Origin of the sequence: Campylobacter sp. RM5004 (assembly GCF_022369455.1) — a bacterium.
Lineage (GTDB): Bacteria > Campylobacterota > Campylobacteria > Campylobacterales > Campylobacteraceae > Campylobacter_E.
This window is the reverse complement of record NZ_CP059599.1, coordinates 1,773,553-1,796,371: the sequence shown is the minus strand read 5'-3', so window position 1 is coordinate 1,796,371 and position 22,819 is coordinate 1,773,553. Positions and strand designations below refer to the sequence as shown.

The window sequence follows — 22,819 nt, the reverse complement described above, 5'->3', positions numbered from 1 at the left end:
TTTCAAATTCTAAGATTTGAAATAGGCTTATTTTTAAGCTAATATGTAAGATATTTTAAATAAGGAGTTTTTATGGTAGTTTTACAAATTACATTTGATTATTTTGGTGCTAAAGGTGATGAGTTTGTTAGCTCTTGCCTTGATTTAGCTAAAAGTATTAATAAAGAAACTGGCTTTATAAGTAAGATTTGGACATTTAATGATGATTATAGTAGAGCTGGTGGGGTGTATTTGTTTGATACAAAAGAAAACGCTCAAAATTACGCTTTAATGCACTCAAATAGACTAAGCGAATACAAAATAGCAAGCAATATTTCTTATGAAATCTTAAATGTTTGCGAAGAATTAAGCCTAATAAATAATTTTAAACATAACTAATTATTTATAGTTTATTACAAAAGAAATCCTTGTGTTATAAGCTTGTTTAGGGATTTTGTTTTTTACTTTTCTTATTGTTTGTTTTGTTTGTTTTTCAAACATTTCGTGAGAGCTTTCTATAATATTTATAGTAAGCTCATCATTTTTTATCATAAAATTACCCGCTACTTTACCTTTAATATTTAGCATTTTTGCTCTTTTTGGATATTTTTTATATTTGTTTAAAAGCTCATTTATAAGCAAAGCCAAAGCTTCATCGTTTGAACCTGTGCTTGAATTATTGTTTAGACTATTTGCGTTGGTTTTACCTTCAATATTTGCTCCATAATTTTGATTAATTTCTTGCCTAACTTCTTGCTTAGCAACTTGCTTTTCTTCGTGCTTTATAACTTGTTTTACTTTTTTTATTTCACTTTGCTTTTTTAATTCTTCTTTAGGTTTGATTTTTTTCTTTATACCTTCTTTAATCTCTTGTTTTGTTTCGGCTTTAATTTCTTCAACTTTTTCTTCTATTATTTCTTGTATAAAGCTAAAATTACTAGCACTTAAGCTTATGCTTGTTTGATTTTTTAATTTGCTTTCATCTTTTACATGTATTATAGAAACTGCAAAAACTTGAGCTAAAAATATCAAAACAGAAATTACAATTATTCTCATTATTTAAGCCTTGTAAGTATTGTGTAATTATTAAAATTATTATTTTTTAATTCATAAATTACTTTTATAAAATCTTTAAAATATAATTCTTCATCACAAATTATGTTTAATTTCTCATCTTTATTAATCTTGCTTACTAAATCATCTAAACTTACTATTTCATCGTTTATTCTTAATTCAAATTCCTTTGAAATTGCTAAAACATTTGCTTTGGTTTCAGCATTTTGTTCGCTTTTACTAAGCGGTGGGGTTACATCAATTGCTTTGTATTTTACAAAACTTTGCACGCTAAGTGAGATTATGATAATTACTAGCATTACATCAATTAGCGGGATTATGTTTAAGCTAGGTTTATTCATTTTGTAACAAGATTATTTAGTTTTTTATATTTTACAATTAGCTTTGCATTGCATCTATCAAAAATATTAAATATTACTAGAGCAAGTATTGCAACAACAAGCCCGCCCGCAGTAGCTTTTAAAGCACCACTTAATGCACTTATTATCTTTTGTGTATCATCAATATTATTAAAGCCCATCATAATACCAAAAACAGTTCCTAATAGCCCTATATAAGGTGCATTTTGGGCTATGATTGAAAGAATTATTAGGTTTTTGCTAATTCCTATTTCAAATTCTTCTAAACTTTTGTATTTTTCATATTTAAAAAAACAATAAAATACAATTCTTTCAATCAAAACTGCAATACATAAGGCATTCATCACGCCTAAGATAATAAAAACTATAAAATCTACTTCATTTTCTAGCATTAAATTTGGCATTAAAACTTAGCTCCTACTTCAAAATAAAATGACCTACCTTGCATCATAGAATATTCATTATTTGCTCTTTTTGTATTAAAAACATTGCCTATATCAATACTTGCGTAATAATTTACTTTTTTGATTTTATTTTCATATTTAAGTTTTAAATCATATAAAATGCTAGAGTTTTGATGAGCTATCTCATAAGCTTTCATTTTAGTAGTATCATTTACTATATAATCATAAGCTCTTTCATAATCATATCCAACTTCATAGTGAATAAAATTTGATATTGTAAAATTATTAAAATTATGCGTTGTAGCAAGTCTAATAGCCCAAGGTTTAGCAAAGCTTAGATTTGGTTTATCTTCTATTTTTATGACTTTTCCATCCCACATAATATTTTCTTTATCATAGCTTCTTCCGTTTTTATCAGGTCTTGTATTGCTATCAAGTAAGCTATAAAGGTCTGTTGTATAATCTTGCATATTCTTTTTATGAATAGCATAATTTGCTATTAAAGCAAAATTATTTTTAACACCAAAAATATTCATTTCATTTGCATTACTAATGCTTAAACTAAAATTATGATTTTTTGATTTTCCTATATTTGCATAATATGTTTTTTCTATTCCATCGCTTTCAATTATGCCTAATCTTTTTGATTTAGCTGTCATTATTAAATCTTTTGAATTTCTAAAAACATATTTAAAATCGTAATTAATATTAGAAAATTTTTGATGATACAAAAACGCAATCTCATCATCATAAGGAGTTTTTAATTTATTTTGGCTCATTTTAGGGCTTTTAAAATCAGCTTTTAAGCTCCATTCTTCTTGAGCTGTTGTTCTTGTATAAGTTTGATTTGATGAAGAAATAAGCGAGTTTAAAACATAAGCATAAGGCATTCTTCCATAATATCTTGCATAACCTAAACTAACACTACTATTTTCATTAAACTCATAACCAGCTTTAATTCTAGGAGCAAGATTAAAATTCTTATACAAATCATCATAATTTGCTCTAGCACCAAATCTTAAAGTAAAATCATTTAAGCTAAACTCATCTTCTAAATAAAATGCAAGATTATTTGATTTTACTACATGTTTTGTTCCATCATATTTAATCAAACTTGACAAGAATTGCCCTGCATTATTAAAAGAATCATCTTTTAAACACGCAATATCATTTGCTAAACACTCACCACTTAAAGCCTTAGGAACTGCATAAATTGCACCATTTTCATCAATTTGATGGCTTACTTTTGTATTGCTAAGAATAAAACCTGAATTTAAAGTATGATTATTTAAATAATATTTAAAATCAAAATCTAAGCTTAAATTATCTTGCAATCTATCAACAGCAGTAGTTGAGCCAACTCTTGCTATGGTAGAATTGCTCCAATTATTTATATTTGAACTCTTCCAAATTTGCATAATGCTAGTATCAGAATCTCTATTGTAATTTAATTTAGAATAAGATAAGTTTGAATCTATTGCATAATTATCGTTTTCATAAAATAAATTGATTTTTGATACGATATTTTTTTGAGTAATTGAGTAATGTCCGTTTAAATTATCGCTTGTATTGTATTCTTGTTTGCTAGGTGCATAAATAATGCTTGGAGTTAGGATTATTCCATTATCTGTAATATAATTAAGTTTTAATAAAAAGTTTTGGCTTATATTTTTAATATCATAAGAATTCTCATCAAGTGCTTTGCTAGGTTTTGTAATAACACTTCTTAAGTCTGAAAAATCAAACAAAACTCCAAATTTTTCATTAAAAGTATTTGAAAATCCAAAATTTGTATTGTATTTTTTCCATTTTTTTGAACTTGTATTGCTTAAATCATTTTCATAAGTTGTTATTCTAGCAAGGCATGAAATATCATTTTCATCGCAATCAGGATATAAAGTCTTAGTTAAATTACTAGAAGTAAAACCAAAATTAACATAAGAACTTAAATCCTTGCTAGGATTTTTGCTCTTGCTATCAACAACCCCACCTGTAAATTCGCCGTATTTAGCAGGGATAAAGCTATCAAATACTTCTACACTATCAAGAATATTAGTGTTTAAAAATACGCCTTGAGATGGTGTTTCAAACTGCCCTTTATCATCTAATGCAGTACCCCCACCCGCTGGGTCAATATCGTTTGTAATGCTTATTCCATCAAGAGTAAAATTATTTTGATAAAAAAGGCTTCCATTTATACTTATTTTATCAGGCACAATATTTGCACCATTAAAGCTTGAATTATTGCTTACATCAAAGCTTACATTTGGATTGTATTTTAAAATAGAGCTTATGTCTTTATTGCTACTTGCAAAGCTTTTTAAAAATTCACTTGAATAAATAGTGCTTTTTTGATTATTAATCAAGTTAGCACCCCCCCCCGTTACATCAATACTGCCAACGTTAATTTCTGCTAAAGCACAAGAACAAATAATAGAGCATAAAAAAACTTTCTTCATAAAATCTCCAAAATTAATAATTATTCTTAGATTGTAGTATAATGAAAATTAAAATCACTTTAAATTAAAATTTATTTTTATCATAAAGCTCTTTTAAATCTTTTGCTCTAATTATTATGCTTGATTTTTTAAGATTGTTAAAATTTGCATTAATTAGTATAAGCTCAATCTCATCACTAATCTTAAAAATACTAAAATCTCTGCAATATTTAGCGTTACATTCAGTGTTAATTCCTATTTCAAATTCATCATAATCGCTTATATAATAATCATCAAGATTTACCTTATTTACTTTGATTAGCTCGTATTTAAATGATAATTCTTGTTTTAAATCTTCGTAATCTTTACTAAGTTCGTATTTTATTTGCTTTAAAATATCATCTTTAAAAATAAGCCATAAAAAATAATTATTTTCATCAATATTACAAGCTAGACTTCTAAGACTTTTATAAGCTTTTTTATCGCCGAACATTTTCTTAAAAATCTCGCCTTTTTTTGTATTTGGCAAAAAAGATGAGCGAAGATTGCATGTGTAAGGTCTGCTTTTGCCATATTCATAATTAAAATAACTATCAACTTCGCTAGTATTAAACTCATTTATCTTCAAGCCAAAATCATAAGCACTTAAACTTGCAAAAATACTTGATATTAATAATAATTTTTTCATTTCTTATCCTTAATTCTTTCGTAATTATTGCAAGATGTAAAACTTCTTAAATCGCAAGCTTTTTTATAAAATTTCAAAGCATTTTCTATATTGTTTTGCTTTTCATAAATATTTGCACTCATCATACAAGCTAGGTTTTGGTTTAGTTCGCATGCTTTTAAAAAGTATTTTAAAGCAAGTTCTAAATCATCTAAATTATATTTTTTAAAATATGCAAAATAGCCTATCTGATAGCAAGATGAGGCAAACTCTAAATCACAAGCTTTACTATGATTTAGCAAAACATAATCATCATTTATAGGTAAATAATATTGATATAAATTTGCAAGTTCATAGCAAGAGTTTGCATATTTTTTATCACAATTTTTCTCATAATAATTTATTGCTTTAAGAAAATCTTGCTTCGTTTTAGCTAAAGAGTATTTATAAATATTTCCTAGATTATGACAACTTTGCAAATAGCCTAAATCACAAGCTTTATTTGCTAATTCTTTTGCTAATTGTGTATTTTTCATAGTAGTATTAAAATAAATCAAACTCAAGCGATGACAAGCTAAGGCAACATCTTCTTCACAAGATAATGCTAATAATTTTTTAGACCTTTCTAAATCACTATTTATTAAGCTAATTGCTAGATTTGTGCAAGATAAATAATCATTTTCTTTACATTTAGTAGCTAAATCACTAGCCATTGCATAAACACAAAAAAACAAAATAAAAAGCTTTTTCATAATCTTTCCTTTTTTCTTGATTATAATTATTATTATTTAATATTATTAAATAATTATTAATATCATTATAAAAATTATTAAAAGGAGCTTGTATGAAAAAATTAATATTTTTAGGACTTGCACTTAGTTTTGCAATGTCTAAAGAGCTTAGTTTTAGACAAATTAGAGAAGATATTTTTAATGTAGATGATAAAACTCTAATCACTTATGCTAAAAAAATAAGGCTAAAAGCAATCCCTAGCAACGCTTATGAACTTGAAGAGTTAATTAAAAATACAAGCCCTGATTATGAAATATATCCAACTACAACCAAAAGAATTGAATTAGGTAAAAAGCTTTATTTTGACCCAAGACTTTCAAGAAGTGGGCTAATATCGTGCAATACTTGTCATAATTTAGGCTTAGGTGGAGTTGATGGCGTAGCTGCAAGCACAGGGCACAAATGGCAAGCAAATCCGCACCATCTAAACGCTCCGAGCGTTTATAATGCTGTGTTTAATCCTAATCAATTTTGGGACGGCAGAGCAAATCATCTAAAAGAACAAGCGAAAGGACCTATCCAAGCTGATGTTGAAATGGCAGAAGATAGCCAAATCGTAGTAGAAAAAATCAAAAGCATTCCTGAATATGTAAATGAGTTTAAGGATGCTTTTTCAAATGATATTAATATTGATTTTGATTTAATTGCAGCAACTATCGGTATATTTGAACGAACTTTAATCACTCCTTCAAGATATGATGAGTTTTTAGAAGGCGATGTAAATGCTTTAAGTTTTGATGAAAAACAAGGGCTTAGAACATTTATTAATAAAGGTTGTGTTTTATGTCATTATGGGATAAATGTTGGCGGGGCTTTTAGGGGTTTTGGCTTTGTTAGGTATCAATATGTAAATTATGGAGATTTTAACGGAAACGAAAACAATAGAGTAAAAGTTCCTACCTTAAGAAATGTAGCAAGAACGGCTCCATATTTTCATAATGGTAGTATTTGGAGCTTAACTGAAGCGGTTGAATCTATGGGAAGAATTCAGCTTGGAATTGAACTAAGCGAACAAGAGATTAAGAATATAATAAGCTTTTTAAAATCACTTAGTGGCAAACTACCGCAGATAGTTTATCCAGAACTTCCACCTTCAAGCGATGAGACAATTCGCCCTAAACTTGATTACTAAACTTAATTAATTCCTATTTTAGAATTTGAAATAGGAATTTCAATTTTTAAAATCCTATTTTAAATTCCAATAATTCAATGTGATTTCAAAGCTTTTTCAAAGGAATTTAAATTCGGAAATTAAATTATTTTAATGATATAAATTTGGATTTTTTAACTTCAAACGAATTAATCAAAGCTAGTTGTTTATTAATAATTTTATTATTTTAGTTTTGTTAGTGCTTTATCAAATTAGTTTTTATAGTGCGAGTGCTTTGGCTGAATTGATTGCATAAATAATTTCATAATTTTTATAACCATAACAATCAAATAAGATTCTTTCAATCCCCTAAAGCGGGGAAATGTCTTTCTAATGAAATTTCACAAATCTAAGCCAATTTTAAGCTAAAAAGCAGGTAAATGCTTTCCCTAAAAATAAGCCTTTTAACATTCAAATTCCTAATTCAAATTCTTTCAATCTCACTCTTTAAACTATTATTAAAAACTAAGAAATTTATATATTTGATTTTATTTATAGTGGTTTGTTTGTGTTGTAAATAAATATATTAAAGCTTATAAAAATAAGCTTTAATAATTAACTCATAAATAATCTAAAATCAAGTTTTTCGTGAGCTAGCATAGCAAGGTCAAGCTCTTGATGAGTAGCAAATAAATGAGTGTTTTCTGTGTAATTTAAACTAAAATATCCGTGTTTTAAAACATCTTTTGCAATTTCTTCTGCTTTTTTTGCAGCTTTGTTTGCTAAATCTATGTTTGTATGTAGCAATTCGCTTGATTTTTTGTAAGATAGCGGAATAGCTCTTGTAGCGTTTTGGGTTAAAGTTTTAATGCTTGCATAAGCAAACTCGCTTAACTTATCTTCACATAAAACACTAAAAGCCACTGCAAGATTACAAAATTCATCTTTTTCGCAAGCTTTATAATACCAACTTGCTAAATCATTATGCATAAACTCGGTATTTTTTAATGTTGCTCTTGCCATACTTATTGAACCTGCACGGCATTCAGCACTAGCAATAGAAGCATTTGCAGCTTTTGCTAATTTTAAAAGACTTAGTTTTTTATCCTTTAAGCTACAAGCCATTGCATAAACAGCACCTTCGCCTGTAGCAAAAATATTTAACATATAATTTTCTAACCATTTTTGATAACTTGAAGCGTCTTTTATAACGCCCCAAGAAATATAACTTTCAAGCCCAAAACTATGCGAATAAGCACCATTTGCAAAGGCACTATCAAATAAAAATTGACCTAGCATTAGTGGTGGTGACTCGCGTGTTTTAATGCGTGACGCAATACTTTTTGAGTTTTCTCATAATCTATATGATTATCATCAAGCCATTCAGCAATTAAATAATCATCTTCAACTATCATAAAACCATCTTCAAAAACAGCCGGCATATGTCTATTACCGATAGAATGAGCCACAAAACCCATTTGCATAATATCTTTAGGCTTAATTAAAATTACATTTTGTGGTAGGCACTCTACCACAAAAATCTTTTCATCATTTTCTGCTAAAACATCACCATTATGAAAATGACCGCCATCTAGACTAACGCCAATTTCTACTCCGCTATCGCTAACTAAACGCAAAATATGCTTTAGTCTATCATCAGGAGCAACTTTTACATTATCTATTGCTTTACCTTTTGTATCGTAGTTACTTATGTTGCCTAGTATGGTTTTTACTATCATTTTTTCTCCTAGAATAAGTAATATCTTTGTGTTAATGGTAATTCACTAGCTGGTTCGCTGTAAGCTACTTCGCCATCAACTTTAACTACATAAGTTTGTGGATCTACTTCAATTTTTGGAGTTGCATTGTTTAGTTTCATATCAGCTTTTTTCACTTTTGATGCGCCTTTTACAGGTAATACAATTTTCTTTAAGCCGTATTCGCTAGGAACATTAGCATCAATTGCTACCTTACTCATAAATGTAAAGCTTGTGTTATGAACAGCTGAACCATAACCACCATACATATATCTATGGAATACTGGTTGTGGAGTAGGAATTGATGCGTTTGCATCACCCATTACTGAATATACACAAAATCCTGATTTAAGAACCATTAATGGCTTTGTTCCGAATGTTTTTGGATCCCAGATAACTAAGTCAGCATATTTACCAACTTCAACGCTACCTACATACTCATCAATACCTGTTACTATGCAAGGGTTGATTGTATATTTTGCTACATAGCGCTTAATACGATTGTTATCATCATATTCGCTATCGCCTTCTAGTGGTCCCCTTTGAGCTTTCATTTTGTGAGCTGTTTGCCATGTTCTAGTTACAACTTCGCCGATTCTTCCCATTGCTTGAGAGTCACTACTCATTACTGAGAATACGCCCATATCGTGAAGAACGTCTTCAGCACCGATAGTTTCTTTTCTAATACGGCTATCTGCAAATGCTACGTCTTCTTTAACATGCTTGCTTAAGTGGTGGCATACCATAAGCATATCTAAGTGTTCTTCAATAGTATTTACAGTAAATGGCATTGTTGGGTTAGTTGATGATGGAAGTATATTTTGCTCTCCTGCAACTTTAATAATATCAGGAGCGTGTCCTCCACCAGCACCTTCTGCGTGGAATGCGTGGATTGTTCTGCCTGCTACTGCTTCAATAGTATCATCTACTGAACCATATTCGTTTAATGTATCAGTGTGGAACGCTACTGTAACATCAGCAATTTCAGCAGCTTTTAAAGCATTGTCAATTGCACTTCTAGTTGTTCCCCAGTCTTCGTGGATTTTAAAACCAGCAGCACCTGCTCTTAATTGCTCTAAGTTTACTTCAACATTTGAGCCATGACCTTTAGCATAAACACCTACGTTAAGTGGCATATCATCCATACCTTTTAACATATGCTTAATATTAAATATACCTGGTGTGCAAGTTGTAGCTTTTGAACCATCGTTTGGACCTGTTCCACCACCAAACATAGTTGTAAGTCCATTGCTTAGAGCTTCATGAGCTTGCTCAGGGTTGATTAAGTGAATGTGCATATCAGCTCCACCTGCAGTAACGATTAAGCCTTCACCAGCAAGTGCTTCTGTACCAACACCAGTAACAAAATCAACACCATCAGTAATATCAGGGTTACCACCTTTACCAATAGCGTGGATTTTACCATTTTTAATACCGATGTCAGCTTTGTAAATTCCTGTATAGTCAATTATTAAAGCGTTTGTAATAATTAAATCAACAACATCTTTATCTAAAAATCTTGAGTTTTGACCCATACCATCACGAAGTGTTTTACCACCACCGAATTTGCACTCTTCTCCATATATTGTGTAGTCTTTTTCAACTTTTGCAAAAAGATTTGTATCAGCAAGTCTTATGCTATCTCCAGTAGTTGGTCCAAAATGTGTTGCGTAATCTTGTCTACTAATTTTAAAGCTCATTTATTTCTCCTTACTTGTCTAATTTACCATTAATTTTGCAGTTTTGTCCCCATACTTCACGACTACCTGCTAAATCTATTAATTTAACTGTTAGCTCAACACCTGGCTCAAAACGAACAGCTGTTCCACTGATAATATCTAAACGCTTACCACGAGCTTTTTCTCTATCAAATTCTAAAGCCTTATTAACTTCATAAAAATGAAAATGTGAACCTATTTGAACAGGTCTATCTCCAGTATTTTTTACTACTAATTCTATCGCTTCACGACCTTCATTGCATACGATGTCGCCTTTAGCAAATATAATTTCACCTATTTTCATAAAAATCTCCTTAGTTAATTGGGTTATGTATGGTTACTAATTTAGTTCCATCTTTAAAAGTAGCTTCCATTTGAACTTCAACTACTAAATCAGCTACACCTTCCATTACTTGGTCTTTGCGTAAAACATTTCTTCCTTCGTTCATAAGTTCGCTTACGCTCTTACCAGCTCTTGCGCCTTCCATAACGAAATCGCTAATAATAGCAATTGCCTCTGGTCTATTTAACTTAATACCATTTTCTAAACGCTTACGCGCAACTACTGCTGCATAACTTAGCAAGAGTCTTTCTTTTTCTCTTGGTGTTAATGTCATATTTTTCTCCTTTGATTGAAATTGATTAATTTATCTAGTTGATGTTAAAGTCATATTTGACTTAGTTAAAAAGCTATTTTTTATACTATTAATATATTTAATAGCTTCACCATTGTTATCTGATAAAATGCGAATTATAGTAACCCCATTAACCTTACTTGCGTGCGCTTTGATATTAGACTTATGCAAAGTTTCAAATTCCACATCTCCAACCATTATCACATTATAAAAATATTCATGTTTATATAAAGATTGTAAATCATCTTTACTTTCATAGCAAAACACATCATTTAAAACTAGTTTTGAATCAATGTAAAGTCTAAGATACATATTGGCTCTAAAATTACCTTCAGCATACCCTAAAAAGCCGCCATCTAAAAAGAATAATTTTGAGTCTTTATCTAAAAATATTGTATTTTTACTTGTGAAGTTAGAGTTAGGATAGAAAATATTAGCATCGTTATGAAATACAAAACTTGAATTTCCTTTAAGATTAATTTTTGTATTTACTCTTGAACTACCTTTGTATATTTTTTGGCTTGATTGTGAGCTAATAACAGCTTTTGCATCTTCTAATGTAAAGCTTTGATCATACTTATCGCCTTCTAACAAACCACCGCCTAGTGTGCTAATATAAGCAAAAAATTCGCTATCTTCATCAGGGCAATCCACACCATAATTAACTGGAACCCTTAATAATTTTAGCATTCCATATTGGTAATGTTCTACTAACTTATTTTTAATAAGTTTTATATTTAAAACATTCACCCTAAGCCTTTAAGAAGACAATTTTTCTCAATCCAGTTAATAACACTTTCTAAACCTTCATCTTTTTTAAGGTTTGTAAAGAAAAATTCTTTATCTTTTCTAAAGTGCATTGTGTCATTCTTCATAACCTCTAAATTAGCGCCAACATAAGGAGCTAAATCGGTTTTATTGATTATGAATAAATCAGACTTAATCATTCCCGCACCAGCTTTGCGTGGGATTTTTTCACCTTGAGCAACGTCAATTACATAAATACTAAAATTTACTAAATCAGGACTAAATGTAGCAGCTAAATTATCCCCGCCACTTTCTAAAAATAATAAATCTAGATTAAATTTCTTTTGAAGTTCTAAAAGTGCCGCTTCGTTCATAGAAGCATCTTCTCTAATTGCAGTATGAGGGCAACCCCCAGTCTCAACACCTATAATACGATCAGGCGATAAAACGCTATTTTTTGCTAAAAATAAAGCATCTTCTTTAGTGTAAATATCGTTTGTTACAACACCTATTTCGTAATTTTTACTCATCGCCCTTACTAATCTTTCAATAAGCAAGGTTTTACCAGCTCCAACAGGACCTCCGACACCTATAATTACAGGTTTTTTCATAACAATCCTTTAAAAAATAAATTAATTGTCTTTTTAGTGTAGTTCCTTGTAGCTTAAAAATAGCTTAATTGTTTGAAATTTAAAAGCATTATATAAATAATTTATTTAATATTTATTAATAAATATATATAAAAACTTTAATTTTTTTAATATTTAAAATAATTTATATAAATATAATATAAATTTAAATTAAAAAAGTAAAAAATAACAAATTATTTATAAAGTTTAAGATTATTTTAATTTTATTGAACTTACAATTAAGTCAATGAATTTTCATTTTATTTAAATTTGAAAATCATTTAAAACATTTTTCACTAGGAGAACATCATGAATGATGATTTAAGGGGAAATGCCACGGCTATGACGTATGTCATATTCTTGACTGGTATTTTATTTCTTTCTTTTACTGCACCTTGGCAAAAGTTATCAAACTTTGACCCAGCAACAGGTGCTTTTATGCGTTGCTTGATAGGAACTATCTGCCTTATTCCTTTTGCTATGATGGAAGCTAAAAAAATCGGTAAGCTTACAAAAAAAGGTGTTTGGCTATCTATTTTAGCTGGACTTGTTTTAGGTATTGACTTTACTGCTTGGAACTATTCAATTTTCTTCGTTGGTTCAGGTATTGCTTCAATTCTTTTAAATATTCAAGTAATTATGCTACCTGCGTTAGCATTTATTACAGATAGAGAAAGAATTCCGTTTAGTTACTACTTCATTGCACCTATAATGCTTGCTGGTGTTATCTTAGCTGGTGGTGCGTTAGAGAATGGTATCGTTGATCCAAATGGACCACAAGTAGTATTTGGAACAGGTATTATGGCTGTTGGAACAATCTGCGGTCTTACTTCAGGATTTTGCTATGGTATTTACCTATTCGCAAGTAGAAGAGCGGGAAGAATTGGAAATGGTCAAGTTGTTCAACCTATCTTAATTTCAAGTGCTGCTCAACTTGTAGCTCCAACTATATGGGCATTTATTATCACAGGTAATGGTTTTATTTTTGATCAAGGCGTTATGGTTGATACTGCTTTAGGTATCAAAGCTATGCATTTAGACCAAACAAAAATTGAAGCTTTAACAAGTGTATTTGATAATGTTGCTGTGGGTGATCCTATTACTACAACTAACTGGCTTTGGATGATAGTTTTAGGAACTGCAGGTCAAGCTGCTGCTTGGACATTTGCTCAACATGGTTCTGTTAAGTTAAACCCAACTTTAGGTGCTGGTTTATTAATCCTAAGCCCAATCGCTACTGTTGCACTTATCGGACCTATTATGTTTGGTGAGAGCTCATCTATGCTACAAAAAGTGGGTGTTGTAATGGCACTTCTAGCTGTTGCTTATCAAAACGGCTTAATTACTGCTTTAATGAATAAAATTAAAGGCAAGTAATTTTTAAAATCTTCCTATTAATATAGGAAGATTTATTCACATTCTTTACTAATACTTAAATCGTATTCACAAGCTATATTTATATAAGCTTTCTTTTCATCGCCTTTTAGCTCATTTGCTTCATCTAAAAATAATTTAGCGCTCAAATATTTCACTGCGTTATTTTGAATAACTTCATTATTTTTACAACCATCGTTAAGTAGTTCGCATTTTTTATAAGAATAATTAGCTAAAGCACAAAGCATAGGCTCATCTTCATTGCAAGCTTTTGCGTATAATTCATAGGCTTTTTTATAATTTTGTTTTTCTAAAGCCTTGCTAGCATCTTTTGTAATAGAAGAATTTGAATTAGAGTTTGCGACACTTAAAGTAGATTTTCCTATTTTATAAATTGCTTTTATTGGCAAAGTTACAGCAGCTATTACAATATCACTAGCCAAAGATGCAACACCAGTAATTACAGAACTACAACCTAAAAAAACAAATGCAAGTAAAGTAAAAATTATTTTCATATTCAATCCTTTAATAAAAAACGCTAATATTAATAAATGAAAGTTTTAAAATCACCTTGTTTTGATAGTTTTGAAGTAAAAGGCTCAAAATTTTTATGTTTTTTTGAACCACTTAGTATAAATGAGAATGTTCACACTAGACAAGAAGAACTAAGAGCCGAGCATTTTAAATGCGTTCATGTAGTATATGCAAGTAGAGTATTAAACGAATTCGGGCAAATCGTAGAAAATCAAAGCGATGATGGAGAGCCAAAAGGAAGTAGTGGAGCACCTGCACTTAATGTATTAAGGGGAGCTAATATAGTTAATGCTGTTTGCTATGTTGTAAGATATTTTGGTGGCACATTGCTTGGGGTCGGTGGGCTTGTAAGGGCTTATTCAAATGCTGTAAATCTAGGAATTAACAAAGCTTATGAGTTTGATTTGTTGATTGATTATGTAAAAAAAGAAAGCTTTTTTTTAGACTTAGAGTATTCTCAAGTAAATAAAATTAGTTATATTTTGGATAAATTAGAGATTAAATATAATAAAGAATTTGGAATAAATGTAAGATTTATTTTAGAACTTAGTGAAAGCGAAAAAGAAAATCTTGAAAAAGAATTAAGCGAATCAATGCTTAAACTAAAAGAATATAAGGGATAAAAATGAAAAAATATATGATAGTTTGTGGTTTATTATTTTTAAGCGCTTGTGGAAACGAAGATATTAAAAATAGCGTAAAAACTTGTATGAATGATATTGCTACAAAGCCAAATGAAGCTTTATTTGATAAATGTTTTTATTATGAAAACGAGTTTCAAAGACAATTAAGTATAAATTTTGAAAATATTTTGCCAAAATTATTTGATAATTACGGCGGAATTAATGATATAGAAGTTGAAATTTTAAACAAAAATGAAAAAAGTGCAAAAGTTCAAATAATTACAAAATTTAAAAATGGCTTTGTAAAAAGCGAAAAAAGAAATATGATAAAGTTTGACAAAATTTGGAAAATGTCAGCTGAAATCATAAAAGACTAATTCCTATTTCAAATTCCACGAAAATTTCAAAGAATTTGAAATTTGATTTAACAAAATACTACAAATAATATTTATATGAATGAAAAATTTTGAAAATATTTAGAAGATTTATAATAGCTAGGGAAAGCCCCTAGCATAAAATTATAGTTTATCGCTGTTGTTAGCTAGATAATCAGCTACGCCTTTTGGATCAGCTTTCATTGCTTTATCGCCTTTGTTCCAACCAGCTGGGCAAACTTCGCCATGCTCGTTTGTAAATAGCATTGTATCAACCATTCTTACCATTTCATCAATGTTTCTTCCTAATGGTAGGTCATTGATTACTGCGTGGCGAACTGTTCCGTCTTTATCTAATAAGAATGAGCCTCTTAGTGCTACTGCTTCATCAAATAATACATCAAAACCACGAGCGATTTCTTTTGTTAAGTCTGCTACAAGTGGAAATTGAACATTACCGATACCGCCTTGATTTACTGGAGTGTTTTTCCATGCAAAATGGCAAAACTCGTTATCGCCACTAATTCCGATTACGTTAATTCCTCTTTCTTGAAAATCTTTAAATCTTTTATCAAATGCAATAATTTCGCTTGGGCATACAAATGTAAAATCTTTTGGATAAAAGAATACTACTGTTCCGTTTTTACCCATATTTTTATATAGGTTGAAATTATTATCTATTGTATTGTTTCCTAATACAGCTGGAGCTGTAAAATCAGGTGCTTTTTTTGTAACTAACATTTTGTTTCTCCTTATTAATAATTTTTATTAGTAGAGAAATTATAAACATAAAAGTTAATCATTTTGTAAATAACACTAAAATTATCCTAAAAAATTTTATAAATATTTTAAAGATTTGAAGTTTTGGTATTTTACCTACCTTATTTTGGTAGGTAAATTCTTATTCAGCAGCTTTTTCTTCTAATTTTTTTAATTTATTTTTTGCTTTCTTTTCTTCTTTGCTGATTTTTTCATTTGCTTTGTGTTCTAATTTATTAGAATCTTTTTTCATTTCTTCTTTGAATTCTTTTTTAGCATTTTCTTTGTTTAGTTTTTTATCTAATTTCTTTTCTTCTTTTTCTTTCTTAGCTTTGATTTTTTCTAAATCTTGCTTATGTTTGTTTTCAATTTTTTCTTTTTTTTCATTTATTTTTTCTTGTTTTTTTGCAAGTTTTTTGCTTTCATAGTCGTATTTTGTATCAGCTTTAATAGTTTTTAATTTTTCATTATCTATTTTGCCATCTACACAATTTTTGCTAATTTCACTTTTTTGTTTTTTAAGATAATCAAGTCTTTCAGGATTTTCTTTCTTTTGATTTTGAACCTTTACGATTTGCTCATCTAATTTTTGTAAAACCTTATCACAGCTAGTAGCCGCAAACATTGAACTCGCTAGAGTTAAACTTAAAAGTATTTTTTTCATAATTTTCCTTTAAAATAAATTAGAAAAAAATTATAAAAATATTTAATAAATAATTAGAAACTCCCCCACCATTAAGCGCTCACGCTAATGCTTCTATGAACAATAGAGCTATTGATAGCTCACTTTCAAAGCTAAACTCAGGTTTTAGAATTAATAGTGCTGCTGATGATGCTTCAGGTATGGCAATTGCAGATAGCTTAAGAAGTCAAGCTAGTTCACTTGGTAAGGCTATTATGAATGCTAATGATGCTATTGGTATTATTCAAACAGCTGATAAGGCTATGGATGAGCAAATTAAAATACTTGAAACTATTAAGAATAAAGCTATTCAATCAGCTCAAGATGGTCAAACAACTGAGACAAGAAAGGCGCTTCAAGCTGATATTTCAAGACTTATGGAAGAGCTTGATAATATTGGTAATACTACATCATTTAACGGTCAAAAGCTACTATCTGGAACGTTTTCAAATAAGGAGTTTCAAATTGGTGCTTATTCAAATGAGACTGTTAAGGCTAGTATTGGGGCAACTACAAGTGATAAGATTGGTTTAACTAGGTTTGAGACTGGGCATAATGTAAGACAAAGTGACCTTGCATTAGGAGATAAGATTAATTTAACATTTAAAAACGTAGATGGGATTAATGACTTTACATTTGAACCTGTACAAATTACTAATGGCAATAAAGTTGGTGCTGGACAAGGTTTAGGTTCATTAGTTGAAGCTATTAACAAAGCTACTGATAAAACTGGTGTAAAAGCTTCTGTTACAGTTGAGAGTGTATTCGAGCAACCTATTAAAGCAGGAACTACATTTGAAGGCTTTAGTATAAATGGTGTAACTATTGGCTCAATTGAAGTTAAAGACAAAGATGGTAACGGTGCTTTAAGAGCTGCTATTAACTCAGTTAAAGATCAAACGGGAGTAGAAGCTTCTGTAGATAGTAAGGGTAGGCTTGTATTAAATAATAGAGATGGTCGTGGTATTAAGATAACTGATGGGGTGGATAAGAACTTAGATATTGCTGCAAATCAAGGTGTTAATAATCCAGATAAGCATGTTTTATATACTTCAGGTGCTGCAGGTAATGCAACAACTACAGAAGGTCAAGCTGCTATGGACTTAAGTTTAAAAGCAACTTGGGCTGGTGGTGGTGTTACTAATGCTGGTGCTGGTAACACAGCTATTACTGGTACTACCAATTCAATTTTAAATGATAAAAATACATTTGAAGAAGTTCAAGCAGCTCACTATGAACAAGATGCAAGAATTGCAGCTGATGGATATAGACAAGGAAAAGCTATTAAGCCTGCAGCTGATGGTAAGGTAAATTTACAAAATGTTACTGCTGAAGCTCAAGGTGCTTTACATGCCTTAGCAAATAATGGTACCCAACAAACTCCAGAAGGTCAAGCTGCAGCCGCAGCTTTAACCGCAATCAAAGCAAATCATGATAGTTTAGATGATGCAAATAAAGCTATTGATAATGCTATGAAAGCTCTTCAAAAGTTAGTAGATGGTGGTAAGGGCTTAACAATGGATAAAAATGCTGCGGAAGATGCTATGGTTGCTCATGCTTTCCAACAATTCTTAAAAGGTCTTAAAGAAGGTTTAAATGAAGGTGATAGAAATGGTTTATCTGATATGATAGGTTTAAATAATGACAATAAGACCAACTTCGGAAGACTTAGCCTTGTATCAACTAACGGTAAAGACATAGTTGTAGAAGCTACTAGAGATTTTGTGAATAAAGATGGTAAATTAGAAACCATGAATATTACTAGCTCTATAGGTTATGATAAAAACGTTAGCGAAAAAACTGTTTCATTAAGAGAAACAAACTCTAAGATTGATAAAGAAACAGCAGATGCAATGGGTTATAATTCAAACGATTGGCAAGCAAGTGAAACTGCGGACAATAAGAATGGATATGCAGCAGGTGTTATGACACTAAAAGGTGCTCAAGCTATGATGAATATTGCTGAATCAGCTCAAAAAGCTCTTGAAGCAATTCGTTCAGACCTTGGTTCTGTTCAAAACCAACTTGTTTCAACTGTAAATAACATTTCAGTTACTCAAGTAAACGTTAAAGCTGCTGAAAGTAATATTAGAGATGTTGACTTTGCAGAAGAAAGTGCTACATTTAGTAAGCACCAAATACTAGCTCAATCAGGTGTTTATGCAATGAGCCAAGCTAACGCTGTTCAACAAAACGTAATGAGATTATTACAGTAGTAATAATAGAAGTTTTTAAGGTGCTTGTCACCTTAAAAACGACTAAGGTTATTACAGTAGTAATAACTAAAATAATATTAAAGGTGCTATTCTTAGCACCTTTTTTACTTCTTTAGCTTTTTAAATATATTTATTTAATGAAAATCAAACAATAAACCAAAGCATAAAGCTTTAGTTTAGAGATAATGAGAGTGAATTTGTTTGCTTAACATCTTTTATATTTTTAGCTTTTTTTGTTTTTAAATTTATTTTTTTAAATTCCTATTTCAAATTCTTTTTTAAAAATCTTTGCTAAAATCTAAACTTTATCAAATACAAGGAAAAATAATGCAATTTTTAAACATAAATAAATTACCTAAAGAAAACTTAGAAAATATGGGCTTTACTTGGCATACAGATGCTGATGGTTCGCCTTATGTTGATGACAAATTAATAGTAATTAGCGAAAAAGAAGCGAATAATTATTATGAAGCTTGTAATGAGCTTTATGATATGTTTGCAAATGCTGGTGAATATGCAATATCAAATAATCTTTTAGATAAACTTGGCATTCCTTTTAATCTTCACGAAATTGTGAAAATGTCTTGGGAAAACGATGTTCATTGGCATTTATATGGGCGATTTGACTTAGCTGGTGGGCTTGATAATTTACCTATAAAATTGCTCGAGTTTAATGCAAACACTCCTACGGCTCTTTTTGAAACTGCGATTTTACAATTTGAGCAACTTAGGCTTAATAATCTAAAAGAAGTTAATCAGTTTAATCATACTTATGAAGCTATTGTTGATAATTTTAAAAGACTTGCAACTTTAGATGAAGATGTGAGTAATTTTGATGAAATTTATGAAGGCTGGAAAATCCTATTTACTAGCGTAAAAGACGCTGAAGAAGAGCTTACTACAAGACTTCTTATGCAAATGGCAAAAGACGCTGGGTATGAGTGTGAGTTTGCTTATATTGAAGATGTAGAATTTAGCGAAGATGGAGTGTTTTTAGGTGATATAAATTATGAGTTTTGCTTTATGCTAATTCCTTGGGAAATCATAGCTATTGAAGAAAGCGAATTAGCACACTTGCTAACAAAAATCATTAAAAATCAAAAAGCAATCATTCTAAATCCAGCATATACCTTGATGTTTCAAAGCAAAGCTATTTTAGAGCTTTTATGGCAGCTTTATCCAAATCATAAATATTTATTAAAAACAAGTTTTGTGCCTTTAGAAAATACAAAGCAAGTTAAAAAACCATTCTTTGGAAGAGAAGGTGCAAATATTACGATTTTTGATAAAAATGGCGAAATTATTACGAAAAGTAACGGCGAGTATGAAAATAATGGCTATATTTATCAAGAATTTGCAGAACTTAATCATTATAATGAAGAGTTTTATCAAGCAGGGGTATTTTTCGCCTACGAAGCTTGCGGACTCGGCTTTAGAAAAGGCAATGCAATACTTGATAATTACGCAAAATTCGTAGGCCATATTATTAAATAAAAAGGAGTAAAAAATGCAAGAGATATTATCTCTTACTTCTTTTGTAGTTAATACAGATATAAAAGAGAATTTAAAACAGGAATTACAAAAATACAAAAGTATTTTAATAATAGCAGGTAATACTGCTTATTCTAAGTTTAAGCATAAATTAGATTATGCTTTAACTAGTGATTTTTATCTAACACATGCTAAAGAATGTTCATATTTAGATATTAATAAAATCTTAAATGAGTGTGAAGGAAAATCTTTTGATTTGGTTTTAGCTATTGGCGGCGGTAAGGTTATTGATACTTCAAAATATATAGCAAATAAGCTTAATTTAGAAATAATAACTATTCCAACAATTGCTGCAACTTGTGCTGCGGTGTCTGCTTTATCGGTTATTTATGAAGATGAGAAATTTAAAGAATTAGCTTTATTTAAAAATCCACCTTTAAAAACTTTTATTGATTTAGAAACCATTAAAAACGCTCCTAAGAGATTTTTAATAGCAGGTATTGGCGATACTATGGCTAAATTTTATGAGTTTGATTTGCAATTAAAATACGCAAAAGCAAATAATATAAGAGTAAATTATTCAAATCACTTAGGCAAGATTTGCAGTATTTTATGTAAGGATTTAAATTACGAATACGCAAAATCTTTAAATGATGATTTGAGTTTTAAAAATGTCGTTATGTCAATCATCGTAAATACTGGCTATGTTTCACGCTCAATAAATATTGAATACAATGGTGCTTTTGCACATGCAACTTGCTATGCGATAAGCTATGATAAATTAGTTGAAAGAGAGTTTTTACACGGAGAATTAGTAGCTTTTGGTGTTTTGGTTCAATTGGTGCTTGAGAAAAACTATGATGAATATGAAAGATTAGTGAAATTTTATAAAGAAATTAATCTTCCTACAAAATTAAGTGATTTTTCAAATACTTTAGATACTAGCAAAATTGCTGAATTAATTTTGGCTTCAAGCGATGTAAAAAATCTAATTAGCTTAGGTTTTAAAGTAAATAAAGAAGATTTAAAACAAGCTTTAATTTATAAAAAGGAGATTTAATGAAGATTGTATTTTTAGACGCAAATACCTTAGGTGGAGAAAATATTGACGCTTTTAAAGAATTTGGCGAAGTTGTTGTGTATGAAAAAAGTGCAGAAAATGAAGTGCTAGAAAGATTAAAAGATGCAAATGTAGCAGTGATTAATAAAATAAAAATGAGCCGTGAAGTAATGCAAAATTGTCCTAATTTAAAGCTAATTTTAATTAGTGCAACAGGTATGAATACGGTTGATTTAGATGCTGCAAAAGAGCTTGGAGTTGTAGTTAAAAATGTAGCTGGATATAGCACAAAAAGTGTTGCTCAGCATACTTATGCACTATTGCTAGCTTTAATGAATGAAACGCTTTATTATAATGAATATACCAAAAATAATGAGTGGTCTAAGAGTGAGTTATTTTGCGATTATTCAAGAAGAATTCACACAATAGAAGGCAAAACTTGGGGAATAATTGGACTTGGAGCAATTGGAAGAGATGTTGCAAAAATAGCTCAAATGTTTGGAGCAAATGTAATTTATACAAGCCTTAGTGGAAAGAATAATAATCCTGATTTTAAACAAACTAGCCTTGAAGACTTACTAAAAACTAGCGATATTATTAGCATTCACGCTCCACTTAACGATAAATCTTATAAACTAATAGGCGAAAAAGAATTAGCAATGATGAAAGATGATGCGTATTTACTAAATCTTGGTCGTGGTGGAATAATTGATGAAGCTGCACTTGCAAAAGCTATTGATAATAAAAATATTAGAGTAGGGCTTGATGTGGTTGAGTTTGAACCTATGAGAGCTGATAATCCATTGCTAAAAGTTAGCAAAAAGCAAAATCTTATAATTACTCCGCATATTGCTTGGACAGCTTGTGAGTGTGTAACAAGACTTGTAGGAATGATGGTAAATAATCTAAGAGATTTTTTAAATGGCAAATAAGCTTTATTTAAAGCTTTATATTAAATTATTTTTAGGGCTTATCTTAGCCCTAAGCCTTAGTTCTTGTGTTAAGCAAACGCCTAGCACAACGATTAATATTACTCTAAAAAGTCCTTTGATAAAGTTTAAAGGGCAAGGATTTTTAAGAAATCATAAAGGCGATTTAAGCCTTGATTTATACACGCTTGGAAAATATGTAAATACTCTAAAAATTAATGAAAAAATCTGTTTTGATGGCGAGTGTTATACTAAAAAAAGCTTTAATGAGAAGTTTTTTGGAAAATGGTATTATGATGATTTGTTAAAAGATATAATTGAGTGCAAAAGCATATTCCAAAAGAAAAATTTCACAAAAACTCAAGATGGTTTTATACAAAAAATTGATGATATTGAATATCAAACAAGTAATTTAAATTGTAGCTTTTCATTAAATAAAACAACAATTAAAATAAATAAATAATAAATTTTATTACTAAGCAATATTT

At 29.8% G+C, this 22,819-nt stretch carries 25 protein-coding genes and 1 pseudogene; 10 read left to right on the top strand and 16 right to left on the bottom strand.

Annotation, left to right across the window (positions count from 1 at the left end; all coding sequences use genetic code 11):
- Positions 1-72: 72 nt before the first annotated feature.
- Positions 73-378: a YdhR family protein gene (locus AVANS_RS08905; RefSeq protein ID WP_239817529.1), complete on the top strand. Its 306-nt coding sequence runs from the start codon at positions 73-75 to the stop codon at positions 376-378.
- Here AVANS_RS08905 and AVANS_RS08900 read toward each other — a convergent pair whose 3' ends face one another.
- The 6 genes from AVANS_RS08900 to AVANS_RS08875 form a co-directional block, all read right to left on the bottom strand.
- Entirely contained in the window at positions 379-1,035 is a 657-nt protein-coding gene (locus AVANS_RS08900; protein WP_239817528.1) for an energy transducer TonB, read from the bottom strand.
- On the bottom strand, positions 1,035-1,394 hold the full coding sequence (locus AVANS_RS08895) for a biopolymer transporter ExbD (RefSeq protein WP_239817527.1): 360 nt from the start codon (positions 1,392-1,394) through the stop codon (positions 1,035-1,037). Before AVANS_RS08895 ends, AVANS_RS08900 begins: the two co-directional genes overlap by 1 nt.
- Positions 1,391-1,816, bottom strand: coding sequence for a MotA/TolQ/ExbB proton channel family protein (locus tag AVANS_RS08890; RefSeq protein ID WP_239817526.1), 426 nt, complete (start codon positions 1,814-1,816; stop codon positions 1,391-1,393). Before AVANS_RS08890 ends, AVANS_RS08895 begins: the two co-directional genes overlap by 4 nt.
- Entirely contained in the window at positions 1,816-4,275 is a 2,460-nt protein-coding gene (locus tag AVANS_RS08885) for a TonB-dependent receptor plug domain-containing protein (protein WP_239817525.1), read from the bottom strand. Before AVANS_RS08885 ends, AVANS_RS08890 begins: the two co-directional genes overlap by 1 nt.
- A 64-nt stretch (positions 4,276-4,339) precedes the next feature.
- Positions 4,340-4,942 carry a hypothetical protein gene (locus AVANS_RS08880; protein ID WP_239817524.1) on the bottom strand — a complete coding sequence of 201 codons (603 nt, stop codon included), beginning with the start codon at positions 4,940-4,942 and terminating at the stop codon, positions 4,340-4,342.
- Positions 4,939-5,673, bottom strand: a complete 735-nt coding sequence (locus AVANS_RS08875; protein ID WP_239817523.1) for a tetratricopeptide repeat protein — start codon at positions 5,671-5,673, stop codon at positions 4,939-4,941. The genes AVANS_RS08880 and AVANS_RS08875 overlap by 4 nt, the downstream gene beginning before the upstream one ends.
- A 92-nt stretch (positions 5,674-5,765) precedes the next feature.
- Between AVANS_RS08875 and AVANS_RS08870 the strand changes: the two genes are divergently transcribed.
- A complete protein-coding gene (locus AVANS_RS08870) occupies positions 5,766-6,845 on the top strand; it encodes a cytochrome-c peroxidase (RefSeq protein ID WP_239817522.1) in 1,080 nt (359 codons plus the stop codon).
- Positions 6,846-7,418: 573 nt separating this feature from the next.
- On the opposite strand, the gene AVANS_RS08865 is transcribed toward AVANS_RS08870, so the two are convergent.
- The 7 genes from AVANS_RS08865 to ureG are packed head-to-tail and all read right to left on the bottom strand — an operon-like array spanning position 7,419 to position 12,271.
- Entirely contained in the window at positions 7,419-8,102 is a 684-nt protein-coding gene (locus tag AVANS_RS08865; protein ID WP_239817521.1) for an urease accessory UreF family protein, read from the bottom strand.
- Complete coding sequence (locus AVANS_RS08860) at positions 8,102-8,542, bottom strand: urease accessory protein UreE (RefSeq protein ID WP_239817520.1); 441 nt, start codon at positions 8,540-8,542, stop codon at positions 8,102-8,104. The genes AVANS_RS08865 and AVANS_RS08860 overlap by 1 nt, the downstream gene beginning before the upstream one ends.
- 8 nt (positions 8,543-8,550) lie before the next feature.
- On the bottom strand, positions 8,551-10,260 hold the full coding sequence (gene ureC / locus AVANS_RS08855) for an urease subunit alpha (protein WP_239817519.1): 1,710 nt from the start codon (positions 10,258-10,260) through the stop codon (positions 8,551-8,553).
- 10 nt (positions 10,261-10,270) lie between these two features.
- Positions 10,271-10,582, bottom strand: coding sequence for an urease subunit beta (locus tag AVANS_RS08850; RefSeq protein WP_239817518.1), 312 nt, complete (start codon positions 10,580-10,582; stop codon positions 10,271-10,273).
- Between the two features lie 10 nt (positions 10,583-10,592).
- A complete protein-coding gene (locus tag AVANS_RS08845; RefSeq protein WP_239817517.1) occupies positions 10,593-10,895 on the bottom strand; it encodes an urease subunit gamma in 303 nt (100 codons plus the stop codon).
- Between the two features lie 30 nt (positions 10,896-10,925).
- Positions 10,926-11,663, bottom strand: coding sequence for an urease accessory protein UreD (locus AVANS_RS08840; RefSeq protein ID WP_239817516.1), 738 nt, complete (start codon positions 11,661-11,663; stop codon positions 10,926-10,928).
- Entirely contained in the window at positions 11,660-12,271 is a 612-nt protein-coding gene (ureG, locus tag AVANS_RS08835) for an urease accessory protein UreG (RefSeq protein WP_239817515.1), read from the bottom strand. Before ureG ends, AVANS_RS08840 begins: the two co-directional genes overlap by 4 nt.
- Before the next feature lie 327 nt (positions 12,272-12,598).
- On the opposite strand from ureG, the gene AVANS_RS08830 reads away from it, so the two are divergent.
- Positions 12,599-13,666, top strand: coding sequence for a DMT family transporter (locus AVANS_RS08830; RefSeq protein ID WP_239817514.1), 1,068 nt, complete (start codon positions 12,599-12,601; stop codon positions 13,664-13,666).
- A gap of 32 nt (positions 13,667-13,698) precedes the next feature.
- Here AVANS_RS08830 and AVANS_RS08825 read toward each other — a convergent pair whose 3' ends face one another.
- Positions 13,699-14,178, bottom strand: a complete 480-nt coding sequence (locus tag AVANS_RS08825; RefSeq protein ID WP_239817513.1) for a hypothetical protein — start codon at positions 14,176-14,178, stop codon at positions 13,699-13,701.
- A gap of 36 nt (positions 14,179-14,214) precedes the next feature.
- Here AVANS_RS08825 and AVANS_RS08820 point away from each other — a divergent pair, with 36 nt between their 5' ends.
- On the top strand, positions 14,215-14,820 hold the full coding sequence (locus AVANS_RS08820) for a YigZ family protein (RefSeq protein ID WP_239817512.1): 606 nt from the start codon (positions 14,215-14,217) through the stop codon (positions 14,818-14,820).
- 2 nt (positions 14,821-14,822) lie between these two features.
- Positions 14,823-15,197 (top strand): hypothetical protein, encoded by a 375-nt coding sequence (locus tag AVANS_RS08815; protein ID WP_239817511.1) that lies wholly within the window; start codon positions 14,823-14,825, stop codon positions 15,195-15,197.
- Positions 15,198-15,338: 141 nt separating this feature from the next.
- Here the strand turns inward: AVANS_RS08815 and AVANS_RS08810 are convergent, their stop codons facing one another.
- On the bottom strand, positions 15,339-15,935 hold the full coding sequence (locus AVANS_RS08810) for a peroxiredoxin (RefSeq protein WP_239817510.1): 597 nt from the start codon (positions 15,933-15,935) through the stop codon (positions 15,339-15,341).
- Positions 15,936-16,095: 160 nt separating this feature from the next.
- Entirely contained in the window at positions 16,096-16,617 is a 522-nt protein-coding gene (locus AVANS_RS08805) for a hypothetical protein (protein WP_239817509.1), read from the bottom strand.
- A gap of 71 nt (positions 16,618-16,688) precedes the next feature.
- Between AVANS_RS08805 and AVANS_RS08800 the strand changes: the two are divergent.
- The 5 genes and pseudogenes from AVANS_RS08800 to AVANS_RS08780 form a co-directional block, all read left to right on the top strand.
- Positions 16,689-18,851 (top strand): annotated as a pseudogene (locus AVANS_RS08800) (flagellin); the annotation flags it as partial.
- 327 nt (positions 18,852-19,178) lie between these two features.
- Positions 19,179-20,345: a glutathionylspermidine synthase family protein gene (locus AVANS_RS08795; protein ID WP_239817507.1), complete on the top strand. Its 1,167-nt coding sequence runs from the start codon at positions 19,179-19,181 to the stop codon at positions 20,343-20,345.
- 13 nt (positions 20,346-20,358) lie between these two features.
- A complete protein-coding gene (locus AVANS_RS08790; protein WP_239817506.1) occupies positions 20,359-21,402 on the top strand; it encodes an iron-containing alcohol dehydrogenase in 1,044 nt (347 codons plus the stop codon).
- Complete coding sequence (locus AVANS_RS08785; protein ID WP_239817505.1) at positions 21,402-22,334, top strand: D-2-hydroxyacid dehydrogenase; 933 nt, start codon at positions 21,402-21,404, stop codon at positions 22,332-22,334. Before AVANS_RS08790 ends, AVANS_RS08785 begins: the two co-directional genes overlap by 1 nt.
- A complete protein-coding gene (locus AVANS_RS08780) occupies positions 22,324-22,794 on the top strand; it encodes a hypothetical protein (protein WP_239817504.1) in 471 nt (156 codons plus the stop codon). The genes AVANS_RS08785 and AVANS_RS08780 overlap by 11 nt, the downstream gene beginning before the upstream one ends.
- Positions 22,795-22,819: the final 25 nt, after the last annotated feature.